Genomic DNA, 26,468 nt, shown 5'->3' with positions numbered 1-26,468 from the left:
GGGTTCCCGTGCGGCGCGGTTCACTTGCCGCCCTGCGTGCGCAGATGCCGCGTGATCAGCGTCGAGAGCTGGCGCATCACGAGGAAGCCTGCCGCCGGCTCCTCCGCCAGCACCTTCAGGACGTCCTCGCCCTTGAGCCTCAGGAACGTGGACGGCTCCATGCAGGTGGCGCGTGCGATGCGGCGCGGCTGGTCCTGCAGCAGTGCGGCCCAGCCGAACATCTCGCCCTTGCGCAGCATGAAGCCCGCCATGCGCGTGCGGTCCTCGCGGCCGATCTCGAACTCCACGCGGCCCGATTCGAGGATGTAGAGGTCGTCGGCCGGATCGCCGATGTCGTAAAGCGCCGCCGCCACACCGTGCTCTTCGCGCCGCGCCAGGGCGTCGAGCCGCCCGATCACCGCATCGGAGATGCCCTTGAACAGCTCGCAGGCCCGCAGCGCACTGGACTGCAGCACGAAGATCTCGCCGCCGACGTGCTCGATCTCGTAGCGCTCCAGCGGCGCCTCGGCCAGCCCGAGCGCCTCGCCCGTCTTCACGTCCCACTGCCACAGGTGCTGGTGGCAGGTGAGCGTGCTGCCGTCGAAGAAGCCCTCGTCGAGACACACGTCCTGGTGCGGGCACAGGCCCTGGAAGGCGTGGAACTGGTCGCCGCTGTTCACCACGAGGACCTTGCTGCCCGTGGCCGTGTCGTAGCACTTCATCCCCTGGCCGGGGATCTCGCTGGCGCTGCAGATGCGGATGCGCTTCATGGGGGACCTGTCGTCAGCTGAACTTGTCGTAGCGGATGTTGTCGGTCGACACGCGTGCCATCAGCAGCATGCGCACGCAGGCGTCCACCGCCGGCGGCGGCCCGGCCAGGTAGGCGCGCACGCCCTGATAGCGCCCCTGCATGCCACGGCCGGCCACCTCGTGCACGAAGCCGGTCTCGAACTGCAGCAGCGGATGGCTCGCCCGCAACGCGTCGGACGCCGGTTCCTCGGAGAACGCGATCGTGACGCGCAGGCGCTCGCCGCAGGCGGCGCGCAGGCGGCTGAACTCGTCGAGGAAGAACGCGTCCTTCATCGAGCGCACGCCGAAGAAGACGTCGCCGTCGTGGCCGGCGAAGTAGTCGGCCCGCGCGGCCCGCTCCAGGATCGACATCATTCCGGCGATACCGCTGCCGCCAGCGATGCAGAGGATGTTCTTGTCGAGCTCCGGATAGAAGGTGGCCGAACCGAGCGGCCCGAACAGCTCGACCGCGGTGCCGGCCGGCGTGGCCGAGAACAGCCAGTCCGACAGCCGGCCGTCGGGCTTCTTCTTGATGACGAAATCGAGCTCGAGGGCGTCCTTCGCGTGGTTCACCATCGACCAGCCGCGGTAGCCGTCGATCCCCGGCACCTGGACCAGCACGAACTGCCCGGCGTCGAACGACAGCGGCGCGGCCAGCGCGATGCGCAGCGACATCACATCGTGCGTCAGCAGCCGGGCGGCGACGATGCGCCCGGACGCGGCACGCGGGATGCAGACGTCGGGCTCGAGGTCCTCGACGAAGCTCGCCACCTCGATCGACAGCGGACCGCGCGCGGCGCACTGGCACATCAGGAACTCGTCGGCCTGCTTCAGGTACTTGCGGCCGGGCGCCTCGGGCCACAGGTCGTCGATCTCGCCCGACAGCAGCCGCGCCTTGCAGGTGCCGCAGGTGCCGCTGCCGCACTCGTAGGGCAGGTCGATGGCCTGGCCGAGGCCGGCGTACAGCACCCGGCTGCCCGGCTCGGCGTCGAACGCATGGGCGCGATTGCGCGCCTTGACTTCGATCTTCATGGGGTGGCTCCGTGGCCGGCGCTCAGATCGGGATGTGGTAGCCGAAGCCGAGCATCCGCGTGTCGAGCCGCACGTTGCGCTCGAGCATCCGCGGTCCCTCGGCGCCGAGCGCGACCCGGTCGTAGATCTTGCCGACCGCGAACAGCTCGGTCGTGCCGCCGTCCAGCGTGGTGCGGTACGCCTGCACGGTGCTCACCACCTCGGCCTGCGCCGCGCCGTCGTCGAACTTCACCGTGTACACGCAGACGTGGCGGGTCATCGGCGACTGGTCGCTGTTGTGCCGCGGCAGGTTGGTGAACAGCGTCTTCAGGCCCGGCTTGTCGTGCTCCAGCCAGGTCATCTCCTTGCGGATCTCGGGGCTGTAGGCTGTGATCCGGTACACGTAGGCCGGATCGCAGAGTTCGAGGTAGGCGTCGAACTTCTTCTCGTCCAGGGTCATGGCCGAGCGGCTGATCAGTTCGGTGATGGCGGTGCGTGTGTCCACGGTGTTCCTCGCGTCGGTGGTCCGGGCTCAGGCGGCGGCCTGGGCCGTGCCGGCCTTGCCGTGCGGGTCATGGGCCATGCGGCCCATGCGGCGGCTCCATTCCGCATAGAAGTGGCGCATGCCGCCTTCGTCGTGGATGGTCATGTTCTCCTCGCGCCCGTGCAGCACCCACTTGCTGTCGGTGCGGTCGCGCATCGCCAGCCCCTGGCCATGCACCCCCAGCAGGTCCTCGTGCAGGTTGCGGCCGAACGGCCCCCAGATGGTGTTGTGGTCGCGGATGCGCTCGGCCCGCTCTTCGGGCGTGTCGCTCTTGAGACCCAGACCGCGGAACTCGATCAGCAGCTTGTTCGGCCCCAGCGGGATCGCCGTGTCCATCCGCAGCACCGAGGTGCGCAGGTTGAAGGTCATGCCCGGGAAGATGTCGATCAGCACCCAGCCGCCGGGTGCCAGGCCGGGCCAGCCCACGCCACGGGCCTTGCTGCCCTCATAGGCGTCGTACTTGATCGCCATCGAACCGACCGAGGCGTGGCCGTTGGGGTAGCCGGTGTACTTCCGATCGAAATAGCCGGGCTGGATCATCCCGGTGATGCGATTGAAGTAGTGCATGTAGTCGTGATAGAACTCGCTGTTCGTGTCGTGCCACAGCTTGTAGTTCGTGTTGACCACGGCCTTGTGATAGTGGAAGACCTCGAGCGGCATCTTCAGCTGCTCGTCGAGCATGCCCATCGAGTCGCCGATGTACTCGCCGAGCGATGAGCACTGGTCATCCACGTTGACCCACACGAAGCCGCCGTAGCCGATCTCGGTCTTCACCTCGCGCAGGCCGGCCTGCTCGCAGCCGTAGCGGTCCTGGTAGCCCTGCTTGCCGCGCGAGATGTCGATGCAGTTGCCCTTCACGTCGAATGACCACGCATGGAAGATGCAGGTGATGCGCTTGGCATTGCCCACCGGCTCGTAGAGCAGCGTGTTGCCGCGGTGCGGGCAGATGTTGTAGAAGCTGCGGACCTTCATGTCCTCGCCGCGCACCACGATCAGCGGCGCGCCGCCCGGGTGGTTGAAGGTGCGGTAGTCGTAGGCGTTCTGCAGCTCGGACTCGTGGCAGGCAATGATCCACACCTTGTTGAAGATCAGCTCCTGCTCCTGCCTGAAGATCTGCTCGTCGGTGTAGATGTCGGTGCTGACGAAGTGGGTGTCGGGGAAGTTGGGGCGTTGCTGCCACTCGGTTGCATTGCGCGACATGCGGCTCTCCGTGAGTTGCGAAGACGGGGATGACGCAGCGCTCGAAGTCACCGCTGCGTCCGTGACGACACCTTCATTGCACGGTCCGTGCCCACGGGATCCATCGCGGTTTCCAGGCGGCGCGGAGGCCGAAATCGCGCTTCGACGAACCGATGCTGCGGTGCTTCCAAGGGTTTCCATCAGCGCACCGGACCGGTCGACGTTTCACAGCGAAACCGGCGGTCGTTTCCATTCGAAACGCGCGCGTGCCGATGCACCCCGATGTCCACGCTGGCGTGCGTGGCACCAACTTTGCTGAACGAGGCGCTGGCGATGCGACAGCGTGCTGCGGCGGCGCGCATCGCACCGCCTTCACGCGCGCCCCAACGAAAGCACCATGGCAACGACCGACCGCTGGCTCGCAAGGCTCCTGCCCATGCTGCAGTGGTGGCCGATGGTGAACCGGCGCAGCTTGCGCGCGGACCTGCTGGCCGGACTCACGGGCACCATCATCCTGGTGCCGCAGGCGGTCGCCTACGCCAGCATCGCCGGGCTGCCACCGGCCTACGGCCTCTACACGGCCATCGTGCCGGTGATCGTGGCCGCGCTGTTCGGCTCGTCGCTGCATCTGGTGTCCGGCCCCACCGCCGCGCTGTCGATCGTCATCTTCGCGACGCTCAGTCCGCTGGCCGAACCGGGCAGCGCGGCCTACATCCAGCTGGCGCTGAGCCTCACCTTCATGACGGGGCTGCTGATGCTGGCGATGGGGCTGGCGCGCCTCGGCGTGCTGGTGAACTTCATCTCGCACAGCGTGGTGATCGGATTCACCGCCGGCGCCGCGGTGCTGATCGCCACCAGCCAGCTGAAGAACTTCTTCGGCATCACCGCGCCGGCCAGCGCGTCGTTCATCGAGACCCTGCGGCTGTTCGTGCAGCGCCTGCCGGACACCAACGTCCACGTGCTGAGCGTGGGCATCGTCACGCTGCTGGCGGCGGTGGGCACGCGCACCTGGCTGCCGCGCGCGCCGCACATGATCGTCGCCATGGCGGTCGGCAGCCTGCATGCGCTGGCGCTGACCGCGCTGTTCGGCCCGGAGACGGGCATCGCGATGGTGTCGGCCATCCCGCGCAGCCTGCCGCCGCTGTCGATGCCGATCCCTTCGGCCGAGACCTTGAGGCAGCTCGCACCGATCGCGCTGGCGCTCGCGATGCTCTCGCTCACCGAGGCGGTGGCCATCGCACGCGCGATCGCGCTGAAGTCGGGGCAGCGCATCGACAGCAGCCAGGAGTTCATCGGCCAGGGCCTCGCCAACGTGGTCGGCAGCTTCGCCTCGAGCTATGTCTCCAGCGGCTCGTTCACGCGCAGCGGCGTCAACCACACGGCCGGCGCGAAGACCCCGCTGGCGCCGGTGTTCTCGGCGCTGTTCCTGGTGCTGACGCTGGTGGCGCTGGCGCCGCTGGTGCGCTACCTGCCGATCGCCTCGATGGCGGCGATCCTGCTCGTCGTCGCGTACTCGCTGGTCGACGTGCACCACATCCGCGGCATCCTGCGGACCAGTCGCGCCGAGGCCGCGGTGCTGGCGGCGACGTTCCTGGCCACCCTGTTCCTGCACCTCGAGTTCGCCATCTACGTCGGCGTGCTGCTGTCGCTGATGGTGTTCCTCGAACGCACGGCCCGGCCGGAGATCCGCGACGCGGTCCCGGCGCCGGGCGCGCACAGCTACCACTTCATCCCGCAGACCGACGAGCCCGACTGCTGCCAGCTGAAGATGGTCTTCATCGACGGGCCCATCTACTTCGGTGCAGTCGATCACGTGCAGCGTCGGCTGCGCGACATCGACGCTGCCGATCCCGGCCACAAGCACCTGCTCGTGCTGGCGCCGGGCATCAACTTCATCGACAGCTCGGGGGCCGAGCTGCTGGGCCAGGAGGCCCGCCGGCGCCGCCAGCTCGGCGGCGGCCTGTACTTCCACCGCCTGCACCCGTCGGCCGTCGACGTGCTGGCGCGCTCCGGCCACCTCGACGCCATCGGCCGCGAGAACCTGCATGCGATCGGCAGCAACGTGATCGACGCCCTCTACCCGCGGCTGGACCCGCAGGTCTGCCGCCACTGCCCTGCCCGCATCTTCAGCCAGTGCCAGCGCACGCTGCCCGACGGCACACCGCGCGAGCCGGCTGGCGCCCCATGATGGCCGGGCTGTTCGCGGTCGCGCTGGTCGTCGGCGTGCTGATCGGCGCCGTGGGGGTGGGCGGCATCCTGCTGATCCCGGCGCTCAACCTGCTGGCGCCGCTGCCCATCCAGGCCTCGATGGCCACGGCCCTTTTCACCTTCATCTTCACCGGCATCGTCGGCACCTGGTTCTTCCAGCGGCGCGGCAGCATCGACTGGTCGGTCACGCTGCCGCTGTGCGCGGGCGGCGCGCTGTTCGGCGCGGTCGGCGCCTGGGCCAACGCCCGGCTCGATGCCCACCTGCTGGGGCTGGTGCTGGCCGTGCTGATCGTGCTGGCCGGCGTCTATACGCTGCTCGGGGGCGGCGCGCGGCGCCGCACCGCCTTCGAGGGTCGGCCGCGGCAGCGGCGCGCGCTGCTGTTCGGCATCGGCGCGCTCACCGGCTTCGGTTCGGGGCTCACCGGCGTGGGGGGCCCGGCGCTGTCGGTGCCGATGATGGTGCTGAGCGGCTTCGCGCCGCTGACCGCGATCGGCGCCAGCCAGGTGGTGCAGATCCTGGCCTCGGTCTCGGGCAGCGTGGGCCACCTGGCGCACGGCATCGTGGACCTCGAACTCGCCGCGCTGCTGACGGTGTTCGAGGTGGCCGGCGTGTGGATCGGCGTGCATCTCGCGCACGCCGTCGATGCCGCGCTGCTGCGACGCGCCGTGGGCGCGCTGTGCATCGCCGTCGGGGCCGGCCTGCTGCTGCGCGCGCTGTAGCGCGCCCGCCGCCGGGGCGCTGCGTCAACCGCCGGCGAAGGCCGTCAGCGTGCCGGAGATGATGCGGTTGAGCTGGGTCATCAGGCGGTAGCCCAGCGTGTGGTCCTGCTCCATCAGACCGAGCAGGCCGTTGCCGTCGATCGCCAGGAAGCTGCAGGGCGTGAGGCAGGTGGCGGTGGCGATGCGCAGGTTGCAGCTCGGCGTGAGCGCCGCCCAGCCGAACACCTCGCCGCGCCGCAGCATGTTGCCGGCGCTGGCGTTGCGCTCGCCGTAGCCCACCGCGAGCCGGACCATGCCGCGCACCAGCACATAGACCAGGCTGGCCGGTTCGCCGACCCGGTAGACCTGCTGCCCCTCGTTGCAGTGCTGCACCTCGCTGAGCAGCGCGATGCGCTCGAGCTGGCGCGCGGTCAGGCCCTGGAAGAAGCCCGTCTGCGCGAGGATCAGGTTCGGTGTCAGCAGTTCGGCGGATTCGTTCGACATGGCCTGCTTTCCGTGCGGTTCACTGAACGCGGTGGAGGTGGTCTAGCTCGTCGCCGGCCGGTGCGCGCTCGCGCTGCCGGTGCAGGCCCCAGTTGCGGCGCCGCATCCAGAGCGCCTTGCGGCCGATGCCGAGCATCGCCGCAAGCTCGGCCTCGCCGTGCCGGTCCTGGTAGAGCAGCACGACTTCCTTGATGTACTCCTCCACCGACAGGGGCAGCCCGCTGCCCAGGGGCAGGTGTGTCTCCTTGGCCGGCAGCGCGAGCGTTTCCTCCAGGTCGGCCGCGCTCAGGATGTCGGCGTCGGCCAGGATCACCGCGCGCTCGATCACGTTCTGGAGCTCGCGCACGTTGCCGGGCCAGGAGTGGCGGTGCAGGAAGTCGATGAAGTCCCGGTCCATGCCGCTGACCCGGCTGCCGAACTTGCGGCTGAACAGCTGCATGAAATGGCGCGCGAGCAACTCGATGTCGGCACCGCGCTCGCGCAGCGGCGGCACATGGATCGTGATGACGTTCAGGCGGTAGTAGAGGTCGGCGCGGAAGCTGCCGCTCTCGGCGCTCTCCTTCAGGTTGCGGTTGCTCGCCGCGAGGAAGCGGGTGTCGGTGATGTAGCTCTGCCCCGAACCGAGCGGTCGCACCTGGCGCTCCTGCAGCACCCGCAGCAGCTTCACCTGCACGTTGAGCGGCATCTCCGAGATCTCGTCGAGGAACAGCGTGCCGCCGCTGGCTTCGCGGATCAGGCCCTCGCTGGCCGAGGCCGCGCCGGTGTAGGCGCCCTTGACGTGGCCGAACAGCTCGGACTCGATCAGCTCGGCCGGGATGGCCCCGCAGTTCACCGCGACGAACGGCCGGTGCGCCCGGTTGCCGCCGAAGTGGATGGCCTGGGCCACCAGTTCCTTGCCGGTGCCGCTCTCGCCCTGGATCAGCACGTTGGCCTCTGTGGCGGCCACGCGCTGGATCATGCCCAGCAGGCGCTTGACGCCGTCGCTCTCGCCGATGATGGCGTTCTGGGAATAGGCCTTGCGCAGGCTGCGCTTGAGGGCCACGTTCTCCATGCGGGTGCGGCGCTCGCCGAGCGCCCGCTCCACCGAGAACAGGAAGTCGTCGTTGTCGAAGGGCTTGATCACGTAGTCGTTGGCACCCAGGCGCAGCGCCTCGATCGCGCTCTCGACCGACGAGAAGCTGGTCATCAGGATCACCTGCGTCTCGGGGTGGGCCGCCTTGCTGGCCGCCACGATGTCCAGCCCGCTGGCGTCGGGCAGGCGCAGGTCGGTGATGACCATGTCGAACTCGCGGCCGCGGAGCTGCGCCAGGCCCTCGCCGCCGGTGCGCGTGATCACGCAGGTGTAGCCGGCGCGCTGCAGCAGCATCTCGACACAGTCGCCGATGCCGTGGTCGTCGTCGATCACGAGCACCTGCTCCGACGGCCGCCGTGCTTCGGCCGGTGCTTCCCTGCGGGGCTGGCTGCTCATGCGCGTTCCCTGGGCAGCGCGACGCAGAACGTGGCGCCCTCGCTGCCGGTGTGTCGCAGCGAGAGGCTGCCGCCGTGCTCGTGGGCGATCTCGGTGCTGATCGCCAGCCCGAGCCCGGTGCCGTGCATGCTGGACTTGGTGGTGAAGAAGGGTTCGAAGATGCGTCCCACGGCCTCGGCCGGCACGCCCGGGCCGGTGTCGCCGACCAGCACCTCGACCATCGGGCCGGCCTCGCGGGTCTCGATGCGTAGCGTGCCGCGGCCGGCCATCGCCTGCGCGGCATTGACGAACAGGTTCAGGAAGATCTCGCGGATCTGCCCCGTGTTGCCGAACACCTTCAGGCCTGCGTCGCGGCGCAGGTACTGCAGTTCCACGTCACGCAGCAGGTCGTCCTGGCGCAGCACGTAGAGCGCCTCCTCGATGGCCTCGTCGACCGCGAAGCCGTAGCGCGGCTCGTCGCCGACGCGCGAGAACTTCACCAGCCGCCGCGAGATGTCGAGGATGCGCTTGACGTTGACCGCGATGTTGTCGAAGCCCTTGTCCAGCAGCGCCGGGCTCGGCTGCTTCTCGGACCGCAGGATCTGCACGATGGAGTGCAGCGAGGTGAGCGGGTTCGTGATCTCGTGGCAGACGCCCGCCACCATGAAGCCCAGCGCGGCGAGCCGTGCCGTCTGCAGGTCGGAGGTCTGGAGCTGGCGCAGGTCGGTCTGGTCGACGATCACGAGGCTGGCTCCCCAGGGCGTGCGGCGCAGGAACAGCCGCTCGTGCACCTGCGCCCCCGAGGGCAGCGTCCGCACGCTGTCGGCCTCCTGCGCAGCCGACCACGGCGGGCCGCCACGCAACGAAGCCAGGTAGTGCGGCGCACGTGCGCGCAGCGGCAGGTCGGAGTCGGCCTCGCCGTGGCCGTATTCGTCGCTCGCGCCCAGCACCGCGGCGTCCTCACCCAGCATCAACATCGGCCACGGCGCGGCCGAGAAGATCTGTTCGAACACCTCGGCAAGATCGTACGTATGGCGCTGGGCTCTCATCGGTATCGGTCAATGGAACAGATGATGGCGGGGGCAGAACAGAGCGTATGGGCACGCAGTGCACGCAGCAATAGAGAGCGACCCCCACGCACCGACCGGCGCGCACGCCGACCCCGTATCGAAGGGTGGAACAAACGGTACAGCGGCCTCTAGAATCCGGCTGTCGATTGCCGATTGCAGAACGACCGATGAACAAGAACAAGACCCCCGCCGAAGCCCCCCAGCGCGAACGCATCCTCAAGACCGCGGCCCAGCTGTTCGCGGCGCGCGGCTTCCACGCGGTCGGCATCGCCGAACTCGGCGACGCGGTCTCGCTCGGGCGCGGCGCGCTCTACCACCACATCCGCAGCAAGGAAGACCTGCTGTACGACATCAGCCGCGAGTACATCGTCGACCTGGCCGCGCACGCCGCCGAGGTGGCACGCAGCGAGCTGCCGCCGGCCGAGCGGCTGGTGCTGCTGGGCGACTACCTGATGCTGAAGATCGCGTCGCACCAGGCCGAGCTGACGGTGTGCTTCCGCGAGGTGCAGTCGCTCACCGGCGAGCGGCACCGCGAGGTGATGGCGCTGCATGCCCGCTACGAGGGTGCGTGGAAGAGCATCCTGGTCGATGGCGAACGCCAGGGCGTGTTCCGCCCCTACGACGCCATCGTGCTCAAGGGCCTGCTGGGCATGTACTTCTACAGCTACCTGTGGCTCAAGCCCTCGGGCCGCGTCGGGCCGCGGCAGATCGCCGAGCGCTTCAACTCGATGGCGCTGCGGGCGCTGGCCGCCTGACACCACGGTCCCGCGGCGCCCGGCAGCCGCCGTTCAGCGCGCCGCGCTCGAGATCGGCGGGCAGTCGCGCATGCACCGAGTGGCCCGGGTGTCGGGCCGGTCGTCGACCAGGAAGCCGTCGCGGTTGGGCATGCGCACCGCCGCCAGCGTCTGCGCGCTCATCACCGCATCGGCCGGCACCAAGCCGTTGAGGTGCAGCAGGTAGCCGCTGACCGCGTAGGTCTCGTCGTTCGTCAGCGACTGCGGCGCGTTCATCGGCATCGCACGTCGCACGTAGTCGAACAGGATCGGTGCATACGGGTACATGCTGCCCGGCGTGAGCACGCGGCGATCGGTCTTGAAGGAGCCGATGCCACCGACCATGGGCCCGAACACCGGCCCACCGGCCGCAGCGGCGCCGTGGCAGGCGGCGCACTTGGCGTCGAACACCGCCTTGCCCGCCGCGACCGAACCCGACCCCGGCGGCAGCCCCGCGCCGTCGGTGCCGCGCACGTCGATGTTCCAGGCCTGCAGTTCCTGCTCCGAGATCGCATGGCCGTGCGGCGAAGGCGCCGCCGCGTTCGGTGCGGCAGCCGGGACCGCGCAACCTGCCAGACAGCACGCGACGACGAGGCCGCACCACGACAATTCAGGCGATCGCATTCTTCACCTCCCCGGCGGCATCGATGGACCACGGGAAGATGCCGTTGTGGTGCTGCACGAAGCCGGTGATCGCGCGGACCTTCTTGATCTCTTCCACGGTGGGTTGCACATAACCCGTCGAGTCGACGGCACGACTGGCGATCGACGTCGGTCGACCGTCCCATTTCCAGCGCAGCCTGAAGCGGGTCAGGCACTTGTCGAGCACCGGCGGCTCCAGCGTGGCCTCCTGCCAGGTGCGACCGCCGTCGAGCGTCACGTCGACGGCGCGGATGCTGCCCTGCCCGGACCACGCGAAGCCGAGGATCTCGATCTCTCCGGGACGCACCGTCATGCCCCCCGACGGCGAGGTCACCACCGACTTGGCCTCCATCGCGAAGCTGAACTGTCGCCACTTCCCGTCCGGCATCGGGTCGGTGTAGCGCGCCGTCTCGCTGCGCAGGTTCCAGGGCTGGTCACCCAGCTTGATGCGGCGCAGCCACTTGATGCTGACATTGCCCTCCCACCCCGGGATGAACAGGCGCAGCGGGTAGCCGTTCTCGGGCCGCAGCATCTCGCCGTTGGCGGCGTAGACGATGAGCGCGTCCTCCAGCATCTTCTGCATCGGGATGCTGCGCGCGTGCGCCGCGCCGTCGGCGCCCTCGGCCAGCGCCCAGGTCGCTCCGGGCATCACGCCGGCCTCCTGCAGCAGCGTCGACACCGGGATGCCCGTCCACTGCGCACACGACAGCATGCCGTGCGTCTGCTGCACGGTCTTCGACGCAGCCTTGAGCCAATCGGTCAGACCGTTGCCGGAGCACTCCATGAAATAGAACTTCGACACCGACGGGTACTTCATCAGGTCGGACATCGTGAACACCAGCGGCTGCTTCACCATGCCGTGGATCGCGAAGCGGTGCTCATCGGGGTTGATCTCCGGAACGCCGTTGTGGTGACGCTCGTAGATCAGCCCATTGGGCGTGACGGTGCCGTGCTGCTGGTGCAGCGGCGTCATGCTCCAGTCCGAGAAGTTCTGCTTGTTGACGAAGACATCGGTCCGGCGACGCTTCACGTGCGCCTCGAACTTCGACGGCATGCCGTACTCGCTCTCCGGCAGAGCCCGCCCCATCGCCAGGTTCGCGGCCGGCACCGTCAGCGGCGCGGCCGCGCTGCGGCCGGCGGCGAGCGCGGTCACGCCGGCCGCCACCGCCGTGGCGGAGCGGCCCAGCAGGGCCCGCCGCCCCGGGTCGTGGGTGAGGGAACTGCCCACCTGCAGTTCGGTCCGGGCGGCCTCCATCAGTCGGGTCGTGTTCGAATTCTTCATGGTCGTGTTTCCTCGTCGATCGCCCGGACGCAAAGGCCCCGGCGGCGGGTCATGGCGCGCGGTGCGCACAGGGGTTCACACAAAAACTGTACCGATCGGTCGGTAGAGTAGCGAGCGCATCGCGCCGCTGTCAAGGCGAACGCGGCCCTCGTTTACCCGGCCGCGACGAGAAGCGTGATACTGTATTTACGAACAGTATCTTTTCGCCCCCTCCTGCTTCCCCTTCCATGGCCGAACCGCGCCTGACACGCCACCACCGTGCCCGCCTGCTGCAGATCTGGCGCTCGGCGGGCTGGCCCTGCCGGGACGGCATCGAGCTCGACCTGCTGGCTGCGCAATGGCTCTGCGTGCACACCACGCCCGAGGGCCGCGACACGCTGCGACTCACCGCCGCCGGCATCGAGGTGCTGGCCGATGCGCGCCGGCGTGGCGCGCGCGAACTCGGCGCGCACGACCGCCTGGCACAGAAGTTCGCCGAGCACCTGATGCGCGCGGGCCGCATCGTCTGGCGCGAGCTGTCCCTGCGCGCCGCCATCGACGCGCCACCGCCCGAGCCGCCCGTGCCGGAGCAACCCCCCGCCGTGCCCACGCTGTGGCAGGACCCCGGCACGGGCCACGCCGCGCCTGCCGGCGTGTGGCGCATCGCGCGGCCCGACCTCTACTCGGTGCGCAACACCAGCGTCGAGGCCTATCTGCAGCCCATGGTCCACGAGGTGAAGGCGACGCGGGCCGATCTGCTGTCCGACCTGCGGCACGCCGCCAAACGGCAGGCCTACCAGTGGCTGTGCAGCGAGTGCCACTATGTGTTCCCGGTGGCGGTGGCGCAGCCCGAGGAAATCCCCGAGGCCTTCGGCGTCTGGGTGCTGCACGGCGACCTGGAAGACGGTCACTTCGAGCAACTGCGCCCCGCGCGCCACGCCCGCTGCACGCTGCCCTTCGCAGTCTGGCTGGCGCTGGCCCGGGCCACGCCGCTGCGCAGCGACAGCGACATCGACGGCGCGCAGGCCCTGCTGGGTGACGCCGGACCGGACCGGTCGTGAATCACCGCTACACCGTCGCGGTGCGCGAACTCTGCGAGTTCGCTGCCAAGCAGGGCGATCTCGACCTGCGCTTCACGCCCGCGCCCAGCGCGCTGGAAGGCATGGCCGGCCACGCGCTGGTGGCCGCGCGCCGCGGCCCGGGCTACCAGACCGAACTCAGCCTGCAGGGCGACCACGGCGCGCTGCGGGTGCGCGGCCGCGCCGACGGCTACGACCCGGCGCGGCAACGGCTCGAGGAGGTGAAGACCCACAAGGGCCGGCTCGACCGCCAGCCGCCCTCGCACCGCCAGCTGCATTGGGCCCAGGCCAAGGTCTACGGCTGGCTGCTCTGCCGACAGCAGAACCTGGCGGCGCTGGACATCGCGCTGGTCTACCTCGACATCGGCAGCCAGCAGGAGACCGTGTTCACCGAGCGCTGCAGCGCCGGCGAGCTGCGGCAGCATTTCGAGCAGCAGTGCGAGCGCTTCCTGGCCTGGGCCGAGCAGCAGCTGGCACATCGCGGCGCACGCGACGCCGCACTGCAAGCGCTGGCCTTCCCCTTCGACGGCTTCCGCGCCGGCCAGCGCCCGCTGGCCGAGGCCGTCTACAAGGCGGCGAACGCCGGTCGCTGCCTGCTCGCACAGGCGCCCACCGGCATCGGCAAGACCCTGGGCACGCTGTTCCCGCTGCTCAAGGCGGCCCCGGGGGCGAAACTGGACAAACTGTTCTTCCTGGCCGCCAAGACCTCGGGCCGCCAGCTCGCGATCGACGCGCTGGCGCGCCTGGCCGTCGGCCCGCTGCGGGTGCTGGAACTGGTGGCCCGCGACAAGGCCTGCGAGCACCCCGACAAGGCCTGTCACGGCGAGTCCTGCCCGCTCGCCCGCGGCTTCTACGACCGGCTGCCGGACGCCCGTGCCGCAGCACTGGCGCCGTGCGGCAGCACGGTGATGCTGCAGCAGGACCGGGTGCGCGAGGTGGCGCGCCAGCACACGGTCTGCCCCTACTACCTGAGCCAGGAGCTGGTGCGCTGGGCCGACGTGGTGGTGGGCGACTACCACTACTACTTCGATCTCGGCGCGCTGCTGCACGGCCTGGCGCAGGCCAACCTGTGGCGGGTGGGGCTGCTGGTCGACGAGGCACACAACCTGGTGGAGCGCGGACGCCGGATGTACAGCGCCGAACTGCGGCCCGACACGCTGGCCGAGGCCCGCCGCTCCGTCACGGCGCAGACCGTCCCGGCGCTGAAGAAGGCGCTCGACAAGCTGCGCCGCTGCTGGGCCGCCCTCGACCGGGACCCATCGCTGCCCTACCAGGTGCATGCCGCCCTCCCTGTGCCGCTGAGGGCTGCGCTGCAACAGGCCTGTGCCGCGATCGGCGAGCACGACGCCGAGCATCCACGGACGCAGGACGCCGCGCTGCGGGCCTTCCACTTCGAGGCGCTGCAACTGCTGCGCCTCGCCGAACTGCTGGACACCCACTCGCTGCTCGATGTCACCCGGCCGCCGGCCGGCGCCGGGGCGCGCCGCGCCGCGCCGTCGACGCTGTGCATCCGCAACCTGGTGCCGGCGCCCTTCCTGGCGCCGCGCCTGGCCGCGGCCCACACGAGCACGCTGTTCTCGGCCACGCTGCAGCCCAGGCACTACTACGCCGACCTGCTGGGCCTGCCGGCCGACCACGCCGTCATCGACGTGGTCTCGCCGTTCCAGCCCGGCCAGCTGCGGGTCGAGATCGCGCGCCACATCTCCACCCGCTACCGGCACCGCGCGGCCTCGCTGGACCCGATCGTGGCGCTGATCGCCCGCGAATTCGAGGCGCGGCCGGGCAACTACCTCGCCTTCTTCAGCAGCTACGACTACCTCGAGCAGGTGGCCGACCGGCTGGCCGTCCGCCATCCTCAGCTGCCGAGCTGGCGCCAGTCGCGGCGCATGCCGGAGGCCGAACGGCAGCGCTTCCTGGCGCGCTTCACCGACGCGGGCCAGGGCATCGGCTTCGCGGTGCTGGGCGGCGCATTCTCCGAGGGCATCGACCTGCCGGGCCGGCGCCTGATCGGCGCCTTCCTGTCCACGCTCGGCCTGCCGCAGGTCAACCCGGTCAACGAGCAGATCCGCGCCCGCATGCAGGCGATGTTCGGCGCCGGCGATGACTACACCTACCTCTACCCCGGCCTGCAGAAGGTGGTGCAGGCCGCGGGCCGGGTGATCCGCACGCCCGAGGACCGCGGCGTGGTCCATCTGATCGACGACCGCTACGCGCGCCGCGAAGTCCAGGCGCTGCTGCCGGCGTGGTGGACACTGGCGCCCGGCGCGCCGCCGCCGCCGCCGCCGCCGCCGCAAACCTATCCTTTCGGGTAGTGCCAATTTCCGTCCGGTGCGGAAAATCGGTCCGCAGACGAACGGGTCGGTGCGCCAGGAGCGCAGCGGCACGGCAAGGCACCGCGCATGCCCGCTGAGATTCGCCTGAACCCGCAACCGAGTTCATTGGTGGAGAACAGCATGGGCCTTCCAACCGCCGTCGTCGTCGGCGTGGGTGTCGAGCAAGGCGTGGGCGGCGCGGTCTGCCGGCGCTTCGCGGCCGAGGGCTACCACGTCCTCGCGGCCGGCCGCACCGCCGCCAAGATCGGCCAGGTGGTCGACGCCATCCGGGCCGCCGGCGGCAGCGCGCAGGCGGTCGTCACCGACACCACCTCGGAGGCCGATGTCGAGCGGCTGTTCGACCTGGCGATGGCCCCGGGCGCGGGCCGCGAGCCGGCCGATCTGGTGGTGTTCAACGCCGGCAACAACCAGGTGATCGATTTCCGCACGCTCACCGCGGCGCAGTTCGAGAGCTTCTGGCGCGTCGGCTGCTTCGGCGGCTTCCTGGTCGGCCGCGAGGCGGCGCGGCGCCTGGCGCCGCTGGGGCGCGGCACGGTGATCTTCACCGGCGCCTCGGGCAGCCTGCGCGGCAAGCCGGGCTTCGCGCACTTCGCCGCGGCCAAGGCGGGGCTGCGCATGCTGAGCCAGAGCATGGCGCGCGAGTTCGGCCCGCTGGGTCTCCACGTGGCCCACGTCGTGATCGACGGCGGCATCAACGGCGAGCGCCTGCGCAGCGTGATGCCGAAGATGGTGGCGCAGCGCGGCGAGGACGGCCTGCTCGACGTCGATGCGATCGCCGAGACCTACTGGCAGCTCCACCGCCAGCCCCGCAGCGCCTGGGCGCAGGAGATCGACCTGCGCCCCTACAAGGAATCGTTCTGAGCCCCCGTGCGCGCACACCCGTGTCGCGCTTGATCGTCAATGTTCGTCACAACAGGAGACCCGCTTGAAACTGCTCAATTCCTTTGGCCCCAATCCCCGCATGGTGCGGATGTTCATGGCCGAGAAGAAGATCTCGATCCCGTTCCAGGACTTCGACATCCTCGGCGGCGAGAACCGCAAGGACCCGTATCTCGCCAAGAACCCGGCCGGCCAGACGCCGAGCCTGGAGCTCGACGACGGCCGCGTCATCGCGGAGACGGTGGCGATCTGCGAGTACCTCGAGGAACTGCACCCGACGCCGGCGCTGATCGGCAACACGCCGGTGGAACGCGCCGAGGCGCGCATGGCCCTGCGGCGCGCCGAGCTCAATGCCTGCGAGCATCTCTACAACGCCTTCCGCTTCGGGCCCGGGCTGCCGCTGTTCAAGGACCGCGTGCGCTGCCTGCCCGACGCCGCCGACGGCCTCAAGGCCAAGGGCCTGGACGGCGTGGCGCTGGTGGATACGCTGCTGAAGGGCAAGTCCTACCTGTGCGGCGAGCGCGTCACGCTGGGGGACCTGGTGCTGTACTGCTGCCTCGACTTCTGCATGTCGACCGGCCTGCAGGTCGACCCGGCGCTCAAGAACGTGACCGCGTGGCTGGCGCGCATGAACGCGCGGCCCAGTGCCACCGCCTCGCTGTCGCCGGGCTGGCAGGAGATCGGCATGCGCGGCTGAAGCGCGCGCGCGAGAAGCAAGTTGCCTGGAGCGGCGGGGGCGTCGCTTCAGGCCGTGCCCGGGGCGGAGACGAGGATGGACTGCGCCATCTTCTTCACCGCCTCGCCGCCGCCGCCGAGCTGCAGCGGCTCGGGAATGACGATGCCGCGCTGCACCGCAGGCCGCGCCGCGATGGTGTCCAGCCAGCGCCGCAGGTGCGGCAGATCGTCGATGCTCACGCCGGCCCAGTCGTACAGCGACACCCAGGACCAGTTGGCGATGTCGGCGATGGAGTAGTCACCGGCCAGGAACTCGTGGTCGGCCAGCCGACCGTCGAGCACACGGTAGAGACGCTTGGTCTCGCTCTGATAGCGCTCGATGGCATAGGGGATCTTCTCGGGCGCGTAGCGGTGGAAGACGTTCGCCTGGCCCTGCATCGGACCGATGCCGCCCATCTGGAACATCAGCCACTGGATGACGAGCGAACGCCCCTTCACGTCGGTAGGCAGGAAGCGGCCATGCTTCTCCGCGAGGTAGATCAGGATCGCGCCGGACTCGAACACCGCGAAGTCACCCGCGCCGCGGTCGACGATCGCCGGGATGCGACCGTTCGGGTTGATGGCCAGGAAGGCCGGCGTCTTCTGGTCCTGCTTCTGCAGCGACAGCGGATGCACCGTGTACGGCACCCCCAGTTCCTCGAGCAGGATGCTGGCCTTCCAGCCGTTGGGTGTGGCCGAGGTGTAGAGATCGATCATGCAGTGCGCTCCGTGCCGCCTAGGGCTGGGTCGGCCGTGAAGTCACGATAGCCTGACTGCGCACGTAGTGCTGGAGCGCCACGAGATCGTCGTCCGTGAGGTCGGGGTATTTCGGCATGCCGTGCTGCACCAGCGCACCTTCGAGTACGGTCCGCAACGCCTTCAGGTCCAGCAGCATCGGCGAGGCACGCAGGTCCGGCGCATAGCCTCCCGACACCGCGCCGGCGCTGTGGCACCAGACGCAGGTGCTGGCGTAGAGCGCACGGCCACGATCGACCTGCTTCTCGTCGGGCTTGAAATCCGCCGGCACGATGGGCTGGACGAACACGGGCTTGCCCACGTCGGGCATCGGCAGCTTGCCGTCGAGCGCGAAGGTCAGCAACTGCCGCGTCTGGCCGCGAAAGCCCCAGCCGTACTGCGCCATCGAGCTGCCGCCACCGAGCGACATGCCGGCGCCGCCCCAGCCGACGAGCAGCGACACGTACTGCCGGCCGCCCACCGAGTAGGTGACCGGCGGCGCGCTGATGCCGGACCCGACGTGCACCGACCACAGCTGCCTGCCGTCGCGCGCGTCGTAGGCGATGAAGCGGCCGTCGATGCGGCCCTGGAACACCAGGTTGCCCGCGGTGGTCATGGTGCCGGGGTTCCAGTAGTTCGGCTGGGCCACCTCCCACGCCTTCTTCTGCTTCACCGGGTCCCAGGCCAGCAGCGAGCTCACCCCGGCGTCCTTGGGGATGTCGCTGCCCAGGCCGACGTCGACCGCGACATCGAGCTGGCCGAAGTTCTCGGGCTTGCGCCAGTCGAGGATGCGCACGCCCGTGTCGCTGAACAGCGCGGGCAGTTCGACCTTGGGGATGTAGACCAGCCCGGTCTTCGGATTGAAGGACATGGCATGCCAGTTGTGGGCCCCGTAGACGCTGGGCCATACCAGCTCCGAGCCGTCCTCGTAGCGCGCGCCCTCGGCCTCGATCGGCCGCCCGGTCTTCATGTCGATGCCGGTCGCCCAGGTCACCTTGGCGATCTTCTCGGCCGACAGCAGCTTGCCGTTCTTGCGGTCGATGACATAGAAGAAGCCGTTCTTCGGCGCATGCAGCAGCACCTTGCGCGGTCCGCCGCCCGGCCGCAGCTTCAGGTCGGCCAGCACCATGTCCATGCTGGAGTTGTAGTCCCAGGTCTCGCCGGGCACGGTCTGGTAGTGCCACTTGTACTTGCCGGTCCGTGCGTCCAGCGCCACGATCGAGCAGAGGAACAGGTTGTCGCCGCCGTCCGGGCTGCGCACCTTCCGGTTCCACGGCCCGCCGTTGCCGGTGCCGATCAGGATCTGGTCGTACTCGGGGTCGTAGGTGAGGCCGTTCCACACCTGGCCGCCGCCGCCGTGCTTCCACCACTCGCCGGTCCAGGTCTTGGCCGCCATCGCCTGGGCCTCGTCCTCGAAGCCGTCGGCGGGATTGCCCGGCACCACGTAGAACTTCCACGCCAGCTTGCCGCTGTCCACGTGGTACGCACTGACGAAGCCGCGGCCCGCGCCGAACTCGGAGCCTCCGTTGCCGACGATCACCAGGTCGCGGAAGGCCTTCGGGTGACCGGAGATGTAGAGCGGTCGCTTCGGGTCGAAGGTCTGGGTGCTCCACAGCTTCTGGCCGGTCTTCGCGTCCAGGCCGATCAGCCGCCCGTCGATGGTCGCGATGACCAGCTTGCCCTTCCAGTAGGCCAGCCCGCGGCTGGAGTCCCACATGGCACGCAGGCGTTCGCCGCCAGCGTGCTTGATCGACTCCGGGTCGTACTCCCACAGCAGCTTGCCGGTCGCGGCGTCCACCGCGCGGGTCTTGCTCCAGCTGCCGGTGAAGTACATGACGCCGTCGACGATCAGCGGCGTCGACAGCAGAGAGCGGTCTTCGGGCAGCGCCATCGACCACGCGAGCCCGAGCCGCCCCACGTTGCCGGCATGGACCTGCGCCAGCGGGCTGTAGCGCTGCTCGCTGTAGTTGCGGCCGTAGGCCAGCCAGTTCGCACCCTGCTTCGGGTCGCTCAGGGCCGCGTCGTTCACCTCGGTGCCGGCGGCTGCCGACGGGGCGGACAGCCCGCAGGCCAGGCTCAGGGTCACGACCAGCCGGGCAACCAGCGCTGCGGGTGAGGGGGCGGGACGTCGGTGCATCGTGCAGGTCTCCTTGGGCGTGCGCGATGATCCCGGCCCGCGTCGCCGCAGGCCACTACCCGCGAGGGTAGTTTTCCACCCGGGTGGGTAGGCTTGAACGCCTGATCCATGGCGACGCGGCGCGCGCGCCGGCGGGCTCAGTGCCGGGCCGCCCAGCGCGCCACGATCGCGTGCAGCGCGTCCAGCCCGTCGGTCAGCGCGGCCGGGCCCGGCTGCAGGATCAGCGGCGACTTGATCTCGTGCAGCTCGCGGTCGCGCACCGCGGGCACCCGGTCCCAGCCGGCACGGGCGGCCACCTTCTCGGGGCGGAACTTCTTGCCGCACCACGAGCCGATGACGATGTCGGGCGCGCGCGGGATCACCTCGTCGGGCGTCGCGAGGATGCGGTCGCGCGCCAGGCTCGCCACGGCGCGCTCGGGAAAGATGTCGTCGCCGCCCGCGATGCCCACCAGCTCGCTGACCCAGCGGATGCAGCTGATCTGCGGCTCGTCCCACTCCTCGAAGTAGACGCGCGGGCGGCGCGGCAGCTGCGCGGCGGCCTGCCGCACGCGCTCCACGCGCGCGGCCAGCGCGTCGGCATAGGCCTCGGCTCGGTGCGCCGCGCCGACCATCGCGCCGAGCCGGCGCACATAACCCAGGATGCCGTCGACCGAGCGGTGGTTGCTGATCCACACCTCCACGCCGCGCCGGATCAGCTCGCGGGCGATGTCGGCCTGGATGTCGGAGAAGCCGATCGCCAGGTCGGGCTGCAGCGCCAGGATCGGCTCGAGCTTCGCGCTGGTGAAGGCCGACACCTTGGGCTTCTCCTGGCGCGCGCGCGGGGGCCGCACGGTGAAGCCGGAGATGCCGACGATGCGGTGCGCCTCGCCCAGCGCGTAGAGCACCTCGGTGGGCTCCTCGGTCAGGCAGACGATGCGTTCGGGAAAGCGGGCGGGCATGAGCCTCATTGTCGCGGCCGGCCCGCGCCGGGCGGCGCGCCGCTCACATGCTGCGCCGGTACTGCCCACCCACCTCGAACAGCGCGGTGGTGATCTGCCCCAGCGAGCACACCCGCACCGCGTCCATCAGCACCTCGAACACGTTGCCGTTGTCGATCACGGTCTGCTGCAGCCGCGCCAGCATCGCCGGCGACTCGGCCGCGTGGCGGGCGTGGAAGTCGGCCAGGCGCTGCAGCTGCGACTGCTTCTCCTCGTCGGTGGAGCGCGCCAGCTCGATGTGGCCGGGCGTCGGGTCGCCGTGCGGGTTGCGGAAGGTGTTCACGCCGATGATCGGGTACTCGCCGGTGTGCTTGAGCATCTCGTAGTGCATGCTCTCCTCCTGGATCTTGCCGCGCTGGTAGCCGGTCTCCATCGCGCCGAGCACGCCGCCGCGCTCGGAGATCTTCTCGAACTCGGCCAGCACCGCCTCCTCCACCAGCTCGGTCAGCTCGTCGATGATGAAGGCGCCCTGGTTGGGGTTCTCGTTCTTCGCCAGGCCCCACTCGCGGTTGATCACGAGCTGGATCGCCATCGCGCGGCGCACGCTCTCCTCGGTGGGCGTGGTGATCGCCTCGTCGTAGGCATTGGTGTGCAGCGAGTTGCAGTTGTCGTAGATCGCGATCAGCGCCTGCAGCGTGGTGCGGATGTCGTTGAAGGCGATCTCCTGCGCGTGCAGGCTGCGGCCGCTGGTCTGCACGTGGTACTTGAGCTTCTGGCTGCGCTCGTTGGCGCCGTAGCGGTCGCGCATCGCCACCGCCCAGATGCGCCGCGCCACGCGGCCCATCACGGTGTACTCCGGGTCCATGCCGTTGCTGAAGAAGAAGCTCAGGTTCGGCGCGAAGTCGTCGATGTGCATGCCGCGCGCCAGGTAGGCTTCCACGAAGGTGAAGCCGTTGGAGAGCGTGAAGGCCAGCTGCGAGATGGGGTTCGCGCCGGCCTCGGCGATGTGGTAGCCGCTGATGCTCACCGAGTAGAAGTTGCGCACGTCGTGGTGCACGAAGTATTCGGCGATGTCGCCCATCACCTTCAGGCTGAACTCGGTGCTGAAGATGCAGGTGTTCTGGCCCTGGTCTTCCTTCAGGATGTCGGCCTGCACCGTGCCGCGCACGTTGGCCAGCGCCCATTCGCGGATCTTGGCGGCCTCGGTGTCGGTCGGCTCGCGGCCGTTCTCGGCCGCGAACTTCTCCAGGTTCTGGTCGATGGCGGTGTTCATGAACATCGCCAGGATCGACGGCGCCGGGCCATTGATCGTCATGCTCACCGAGGTGCTGGGGTTGGTGAGGTCGAAGCCCGAGTACAGCACCTTCAGGTCGTCGAGCGTCGCGATGCTCACGCCCGAGTTGCCGACCTTGCCGTAGATGTCGGGCCGCAGGTCGGGGTCGTGGCCGTACAGCGTGACCGAGTCGAAGGCGGTCGACAGCCGCTTGGCCGGCATGCCCTCGCTCACCAGCTTGAAGCGCCGGTTGGTGCGGAAGGCGTCGCCCTCGCCGGCGAACATGCGCGTCGGGTCCTCGCCCTCGCGCTTGAACGCGAAGGTGCCGGCGCTGTACGGAAAGCTGCCCGGCACGTTGTCGAGCATCAGCCACTGCAGGATCTCGCCGTGGTCCTCGTAGCGCGGCAGCGCCACCTTGCGGATCTTGTTGCCCGACAGCGTGGTGTGGGTGAGCGTGGTGCGGATCTCCTTGTCGCGGATCTTCACCACGTATTCGTCGCCGGCATAGGCCTTCTGCAGGTCGGGCCACATGGCGAGCAGCTTCTTCGCGCGCGGGTCGAGCCGCGCCTCGCGGCTCACGGCCTGTTCCTCGAGCGCGTCGCGCGCCTTGTACTTGTCGGGGATGGCCTCGTGCAGCATGCGCGAGCTCGCCCGCAGCTGCTGGATCTCGCGGGCCAGGCGCGCCTGCTCGCGGGCGTGCCGCTTGTAGCCGCGCACGGTCTCGGAGATGTCGGCCAGGTAGCGCACGCGCGCGCCCGGCACGATCGGCGTCTGGTGGGTGCTGTGGCGCGTGCTCACCGCCGGCAACCGCCCCTCGCGCACCGGCAGGCCCAGGCCGGCCAGCCGCTGCTTCAGCGACTGGTAGAGCGAGGTCACGCCGTCGTCGTTGAAGCGGCTGGCCATGGTGCCGAACACCGGCATCTCCTCGGGCCGCTGCTTCCAGGCCTCCTGGTTGCGCTGCACCTGCTTGGCCACGTCGCGCAGCGCGTCGGGCGCGCCCTTGCGGTCGAACTTGTTGATCGCCACGAACTCGGCGAAGTCGAGCATGTCGATCTTCTCGAGCTGGCTGGCGGCGCCGTACTCCGGCGTCATCACGTACATCGGCACGTCGACCAGCGGCACGATGGCGGCGTCGCCCTGGCCGATGCCGGAGGTCTCGACGATCACCAGGTCGAAGCCGGCCACCTTGGCCGCCGCCAGCACCTCGGGCAGCGCGGCGCTGATCTCGCTGCCGGTGTCGCGCGTGGCCAGGCTGCGCATGAAGACTCTCGGGCCCTGGCTCCACGGCCCGATCGCGTTCATGCGGATGCGGTCGCCCAGCAGCGCGCCGCCGCTCTTGCGGCGCGACGGGTCGATGGAGATCACGGCGACGCGCAGCGCGTCGTCCTGGTCGAGGCGCAGGCGGCGGATCAGTTCGTCGGTGAGGCTGGACTTGCCGGCACCACCGGTGCCGGTGATGCCGAGCACCGGCACGTGGCACGCCTGGGCCTTCGCGTGCAGCGCCTGCACCAGCGCCGGGTCGGCCCGGCCGTTCTCCAGCGCGGTGATCAGCTGGGCCAGCGCGCGCCAGGCACCCTCGGCGTGGCCCTGCAGCGCGTCCAGCGTCTTTGGCGCATGCGGCGACAGGTCGCGGTCGCAGCGCATCACCATCTCGCCGATCATCCCCTGCAGGCCCATGCGCTGGCCGTCCTCGGGGCTGAAGATGCGCACGCCGCTGTCGGCCAGGTCGCGGATCTCGGCCGGCACGATGACGCCGCCGCCGCCGCCGAACACCTGGATGTGCTCGCCGCCGCGCGCCTTCAGCAGCTCGACCATGTACTTGAAGTACTCGACGTGGCCGCCCTGGTAGGAGCTGATCGCGATGCCCTGGGCGTCTTCCTGCAGCGCCGCGGTCACCACCTCGTCGACCGAGCGGTTGTGGCCCAGGTGGATCACCTCGGCGCCCATGCCCATCAGGATGCGCCGCATGATGTTGATCGCGGCGTCGTGGCCGTCGAACAGGCTCGCGGCGGTGACGAAGCGCACCCGGTTCGTCGGGCGGTACTCGGCCAGGGCCTTGAACTCGGCGGACAGGTCGGTCATCGCGGGTCTCCTTGCTGCGGGCGCCCGGCGGGGGGTCCGCGGGCCGGGATCGATGCCTGATTTTCCGCGGGCGGGCGGGCCGGCGACATGCCCCGAGCCGTCAAGTGCCGCGCTCGTTTTTGCCACCCGCGGCAGCGCCCTACACTGGCCCCCGGAACATGGACAAGGACACCGTCTCGATCTATTTCGTGCGGGCCGCGCTGGCGCATCTTGCACCCGAGGCGCTGCCCGCGGTGCTGCGCGCGGCCGGCATCCCGGCTGAGATGCTGGCCCACCGCCAGGCGCGCGTGCCGGCCCGGGCCTTCGCGGCGCTGTGGCTGGCCGTCGCGCACCAGCTCGACGACGAATTCTTCGGCCTCGACGCGCGCCGCATGAAGGTCGGCAGCTTCGCGCTGATGTGCCATGCGGTGCTGCACTGCGGCACGCTCGGCCGGGCCCTGCGCCGCTGCCTGCGCAGCTTCTCGGCCTTCCTCGACAACCTGCACGGCGAGCTGGCGGTGGACGGCGACCGGGCGGTGATCACGCTGCACAACCGCATCGCCGACCCGGCCGACCGCCGCTTCGCCGAGGAGACCTACCTGGTGATGCTGCACGGCCTGATGTGCTGGCTGATCGGGCGGCGCATCCAGCTCGCCCACATCGCCTTCGGCCACGCGCTGCCCGAGGAAGCGCGCGAGTACCGCGTGATGTACGGCGAAGACCTGGCGTTCGGCGCCGAACGCACCACCATCGAGTTCGACGCCGCGCTGCTGGAGGCGCCGATCATCCAGACCGAGGCCACGCTGAAGAGCTTTTTGCGCTCGGCGCCGCAGTCGGTGTTCCTCAAGTACAAGAGCACCGACAGCTGGACCGCGCGCGTGCGGCGCCGGCTGCGCCGCTGCCTCGGCGGCCAGGCCGGCTGGCCGACGCTGGACGACCTGGCGGTCGAGTTCCACGTCGCCCCGTCGACGCTGCGGCGCCGGCTGGAGGCCGAGGGTGGCACCTACCAGAGCGCCAAGGACGACCTGCGGCGCGATGCGGCGATCCACCACCTGTGCCACAGCCGGCTCAGCATCGCCGAGATCTCCACGCTGCTCGGCTTCCAGGAGCCCAGCGCCTTCCACCGCGCCTTCAAGAAATGGACCGGGTCGCAGCCGGGCGAGTACCGCGCGTTGCGTGCCGACGGCATGGCGGCGCCGGGCGCCGACGCCACCGCGCGGCGGCCGGCCGCCGCCCCGGCGCTGCTCAGCGGTTGACGTCGACCACGGTGCGGCCGCGCACCTTGCCGTCCAGCAGGCCGGGCGAATAGGCGATCACCTCGGACAGCCCGATCTCCTGCGTCATCTGCGCCAGCTGGTCGCTGCGCACATGCTGCGCCAGCAGCTCCCAGGCGAGGCGCCGCGTGGCCTCGTCGACGCGCATGCAGTTGATGCCGTACAGCGTGATGCCGCGCAGGATGAAGGGCATCACCGTGCCGGGCAGGTCGCTGCCCTGGGCCAGGCCGCAGGCGGTCACCGCGCCGTGCCACTGCGTCTGCGCGCAGGCGTTGACCAGCGTGTGGCTGCCCACCGTGTCCACCACGCCGGCCCAGCGCTCGCTCTGCAGCGGCTTGCCGGGCGACGACAGTTCCGCCCGGTCGAGGATCGCCGCGGCGCCGAGGAAGCGCAGGTACTCGGCCTCCGCCGGCCGCCCGGTCGACGCGACCACCCGGAAGCCCAGCCCGGCCAGCAGCGCGACCGCCACCGAGCCCACGCCGCCGGCCGCCCCGGTGACCAGCACCTCGTCGGTGCCCGGCTCGAGGCCGTGGCGCTGCAGCGCGATGACGCACAGCGCGGCGGTGTAGCCGGCCGTGGCGATGGCCATCGCCTCGCGTGTGGTGAAGGCCGCCGGCAGCCGCAGCAGGCATTGCGGCGACAGCCGCGCCTTCTGCGCCAGCCCGCCCCATTCGGTTTCGCCCAGTCCCCAGCCGTTGACCACGACGCGGTCGCCCGGCTGCCAGGCCGGGTCGCTGCTGCGCTCGACCACGCCGGCCAGGTCGATCCCCGGCACCAGCGGCCAGTGCTTCACCACCGCACCGCGGCCGGTGACCGCGAGCGCGTCCTTGAAGTTGAGGCTGGAGTACTCGATGCGCACCGTCACGTCGCCGGGCGGCAGCTGCGACTCGTCCAGCTCCACCAGCTCGGCATGGGTGCGCCGGTCCGCCTGCGTCAGCATCAGGGCGCGGAACATGCGGC

The 26,468-nt window shown here is 70.0% G+C and carries 22 protein-coding genes; 8 read left to right on the top strand and 14 right to left on the bottom strand.

Annotated features, from left to right (window positions below):
* Positions 1-20: 20 nt before the first annotated feature.
* The 4 genes from C1M51_RS13905 to C1M51_RS13890 are packed head-to-tail and all read right to left on the bottom strand — an operon-like array spanning position 21 to position 3,523.
* Positions 21-749, bottom strand: coding sequence for a cyclic nucleotide-binding domain-containing protein (locus C1M51_RS13905; protein WP_129450639.1), 729 nt, complete (start codon positions 747-749; stop codon positions 21-23).
* A gap of 13 nt (positions 750-762) precedes the next feature.
* A complete protein-coding gene (locus tag C1M51_RS13900) occupies positions 763-1,800 on the bottom strand; it encodes a 2Fe-2S iron-sulfur cluster-binding protein (protein ID WP_129450637.1) in 1,038 nt (345 codons plus the stop codon).
* Between the two features lie 22 nt (positions 1,801-1,822).
* Positions 1,823-2,284 carry an aromatic-ring-hydroxylating dioxygenase subunit beta gene (locus C1M51_RS13895; protein ID WP_129450635.1) on the bottom strand — a complete coding sequence of 154 codons (462 nt, stop codon included), beginning with the start codon at positions 2,282-2,284 and terminating at the stop codon, positions 1,823-1,825.
* 27 nt (positions 2,285-2,311) lie between these two features.
* A complete protein-coding gene (locus C1M51_RS13890) occupies positions 2,312-3,523 on the bottom strand; it encodes an aromatic ring-hydroxylating dioxygenase subunit alpha (RefSeq protein ID WP_129450633.1) in 1,212 nt (403 codons plus the stop codon).
* A gap of 376 nt (positions 3,524-3,899) precedes the next feature.
* On the opposite strand from C1M51_RS13890, the gene C1M51_RS13885 reads away from it, so the two are divergent.
* Positions 3,900-5,690, top strand: coding sequence for a SulP family inorganic anion transporter (locus C1M51_RS13885; protein ID WP_165349694.1), 1,791 nt, complete (start codon positions 3,900-3,902; stop codon positions 5,688-5,690).
* The gene (locus C1M51_RS13880) at positions 5,690-6,430 is read left to right on the top strand and encodes a sulfite exporter TauE/SafE family protein (RefSeq protein ID WP_242499738.1); all 741 of its coding nucleotides are present in this window, start codon (positions 5,690-5,692) and stop codon (positions 6,428-6,430) included. Before C1M51_RS13885 ends, C1M51_RS13880 begins: the two co-directional genes overlap by 1 nt.
* Before the next feature lie 24 nt (positions 6,431-6,454).
* Here C1M51_RS13880 and C1M51_RS13875 read toward each other — a convergent pair whose 3' ends face one another.
* The 3 genes from C1M51_RS13875 to C1M51_RS13865 are packed head-to-tail and all read right to left on the bottom strand — an operon-like array spanning position 6,455 to position 9,409.
* Positions 6,455-6,913, bottom strand: coding sequence for a cyclic nucleotide-binding domain-containing protein (locus C1M51_RS13875; protein WP_129450631.1), 459 nt, complete (start codon positions 6,911-6,913; stop codon positions 6,455-6,457).
* A gap of 19 nt (positions 6,914-6,932) precedes the next feature.
* On the bottom strand, positions 6,933-8,381 hold the full coding sequence (locus C1M51_RS13870) for a sigma-54 dependent transcriptional regulator (protein ID WP_129450629.1): 1,449 nt from the start codon (positions 8,379-8,381) through the stop codon (positions 6,933-6,935).
* The gene (locus C1M51_RS13865; RefSeq protein WP_011828514.1) at positions 8,378-9,409 is read right to left on the bottom strand and encodes a sensor histidine kinase; all 1,032 of its coding nucleotides are present in this window, start codon (positions 9,407-9,409) and stop codon (positions 8,378-8,380) included. The genes C1M51_RS13870 and C1M51_RS13865 overlap by 4 nt, the downstream gene beginning before the upstream one ends.
* 188 nt (positions 9,410-9,597) lie before the next feature.
* On the opposite strand from C1M51_RS13865, the gene C1M51_RS13860 reads away from it, so the two are divergent.
* On the top strand, positions 9,598-10,185 hold the full coding sequence (locus tag C1M51_RS13860; protein WP_129450627.1) for a TetR/AcrR family transcriptional regulator: 588 nt from the start codon (positions 9,598-9,600) through the stop codon (positions 10,183-10,185).
* Between the two features lie 33 nt (positions 10,186-10,218).
* Here the strand turns inward: C1M51_RS13860 and C1M51_RS13855 are convergent, their stop codons facing one another.
* Together C1M51_RS13855 and soxC are read right to left on the bottom strand one after the other, a co-directional pair.
* Positions 10,219-10,827 carry a c-type cytochrome gene (locus C1M51_RS13855; RefSeq protein WP_129450625.1) on the bottom strand — a complete coding sequence of 203 codons (609 nt, stop codon included), beginning with the start codon at positions 10,825-10,827 and terminating at the stop codon, positions 10,219-10,221.
* Entirely contained in the window at positions 10,814-12,127 is a 1,314-nt protein-coding gene (soxC, locus tag C1M51_RS13850) for a sulfite dehydrogenase (protein WP_129450623.1), read from the bottom strand. Before soxC ends, C1M51_RS13855 begins: the two co-directional genes overlap by 14 nt.
* Before the next feature lie 227 nt (positions 12,128-12,354).
* On the opposite strand from soxC, the gene C1M51_RS13845 reads away from it, so the two are divergent.
* The 4 genes from C1M51_RS13845 (at position 12,355) to C1M51_RS13830 (ending at position 17,094) form a co-directional block, all read left to right on the top strand.
* Entirely contained in the window at positions 12,355-13,167 is an 813-nt protein-coding gene (locus tag C1M51_RS13845) for a hypothetical protein (protein ID WP_129450621.1), read from the top strand.
* Positions 13,164-15,497: an ATP-dependent DNA helicase gene (locus C1M51_RS13840; RefSeq protein ID WP_129450620.1), complete on the top strand. Its 2,334-nt coding sequence runs from the start codon at positions 13,164-13,166 to the stop codon at positions 15,495-15,497. The genes C1M51_RS13845 and C1M51_RS13840 overlap by 4 nt, the downstream gene beginning before the upstream one ends.
* Positions 15,498-15,638: 141 nt before the next feature.
* Positions 15,639-16,379: an SDR family NAD(P)-dependent oxidoreductase gene (locus C1M51_RS13835; protein ID WP_129450618.1), complete on the top strand. Its 741-nt coding sequence runs from the start codon at positions 15,639-15,641 to the stop codon at positions 16,377-16,379.
* A 64-nt stretch (positions 16,380-16,443) separates the two neighbouring features.
* Positions 16,444-17,094, top strand: coding sequence for a glutathione S-transferase family protein (locus C1M51_RS13830; protein WP_011828507.1), 651 nt, complete (start codon positions 16,444-16,446; stop codon positions 17,092-17,094).
* 47 nt (positions 17,095-17,141) lie between these two features.
* Here C1M51_RS13830 and C1M51_RS13825 read toward each other — a convergent pair whose 3' ends face one another.
* The 4 genes from C1M51_RS13825 to icmF all read right to left on the bottom strand — a co-directional run bounded on the left by C1M51_RS13825 (position 17,142) and on the right by icmF (position 24,255).
* On the bottom strand, positions 17,142-17,828 hold the full coding sequence (locus C1M51_RS13825) for a glutathione S-transferase family protein (protein WP_129450616.1): 687 nt from the start codon (positions 17,826-17,828) through the stop codon (positions 17,142-17,144).
* 19 nt (positions 17,829-17,847) lie between these two features.
* Positions 17,848-19,983 carry a PQQ-dependent dehydrogenase, methanol/ethanol family gene (locus C1M51_RS13820; RefSeq protein WP_129450614.1) on the bottom strand — a complete coding sequence of 712 codons (2,136 nt, stop codon included), beginning with the start codon at positions 19,981-19,983 and terminating at the stop codon, positions 17,848-17,850.
* 137 nt (positions 19,984-20,120) lie between these two features.
* Positions 20,121-20,930: an ABC transporter substrate-binding protein gene (locus C1M51_RS13815; RefSeq protein ID WP_129450612.1), complete on the bottom strand. Its 810-nt coding sequence runs from the start codon at positions 20,928-20,930 to the stop codon at positions 20,121-20,123.
* A gap of 34 nt (positions 20,931-20,964) precedes the next feature.
* Complete coding sequence (icmF, locus tag C1M51_RS13810) at positions 20,965-24,255, bottom strand: fused isobutyryl-CoA mutase/GTPase IcmF (RefSeq protein WP_011828503.1); 3,291 nt, start codon at positions 24,253-24,255, stop codon at positions 20,965-20,967.
* Positions 24,256-24,413: 158 nt separating this feature from the next.
* Here icmF and C1M51_RS13805 point away from each other — a divergent pair, with 158 nt between their 5' ends.
* On the top strand, positions 24,414-25,490 hold the full coding sequence (locus tag C1M51_RS13805) for an AraC family transcriptional regulator (RefSeq protein WP_129450611.1): 1,077 nt from the start codon (positions 24,414-24,416) through the stop codon (positions 25,488-25,490).
* Here the strand turns inward: C1M51_RS13805 and C1M51_RS13800 are convergent.
* Positions 25,480-26,463: an MDR family oxidoreductase gene (locus C1M51_RS13800; RefSeq protein WP_129450609.1), complete on the bottom strand. Its 984-nt coding sequence runs from the start codon at positions 26,461-26,463 to the stop codon at positions 25,480-25,482. The genes C1M51_RS13805 and C1M51_RS13800 overlap by 11 nt on opposite strands.
* Positions 26,464-26,468 lie beyond the last annotated feature (5 nt).

Origin of the sequence: Methylibium sp. Pch-M, from assembly GCF_004136295.1 — a bacterium.
Taxonomy (GTDB): domain Bacteria; phylum Pseudomonadota; class Gammaproteobacteria; order Burkholderiales; family Burkholderiaceae_C; genus Methylibium; species Methylibium petroleiphilum.
This window is presented reverse-complemented; position numbering and strand designations above follow the sequence as displayed.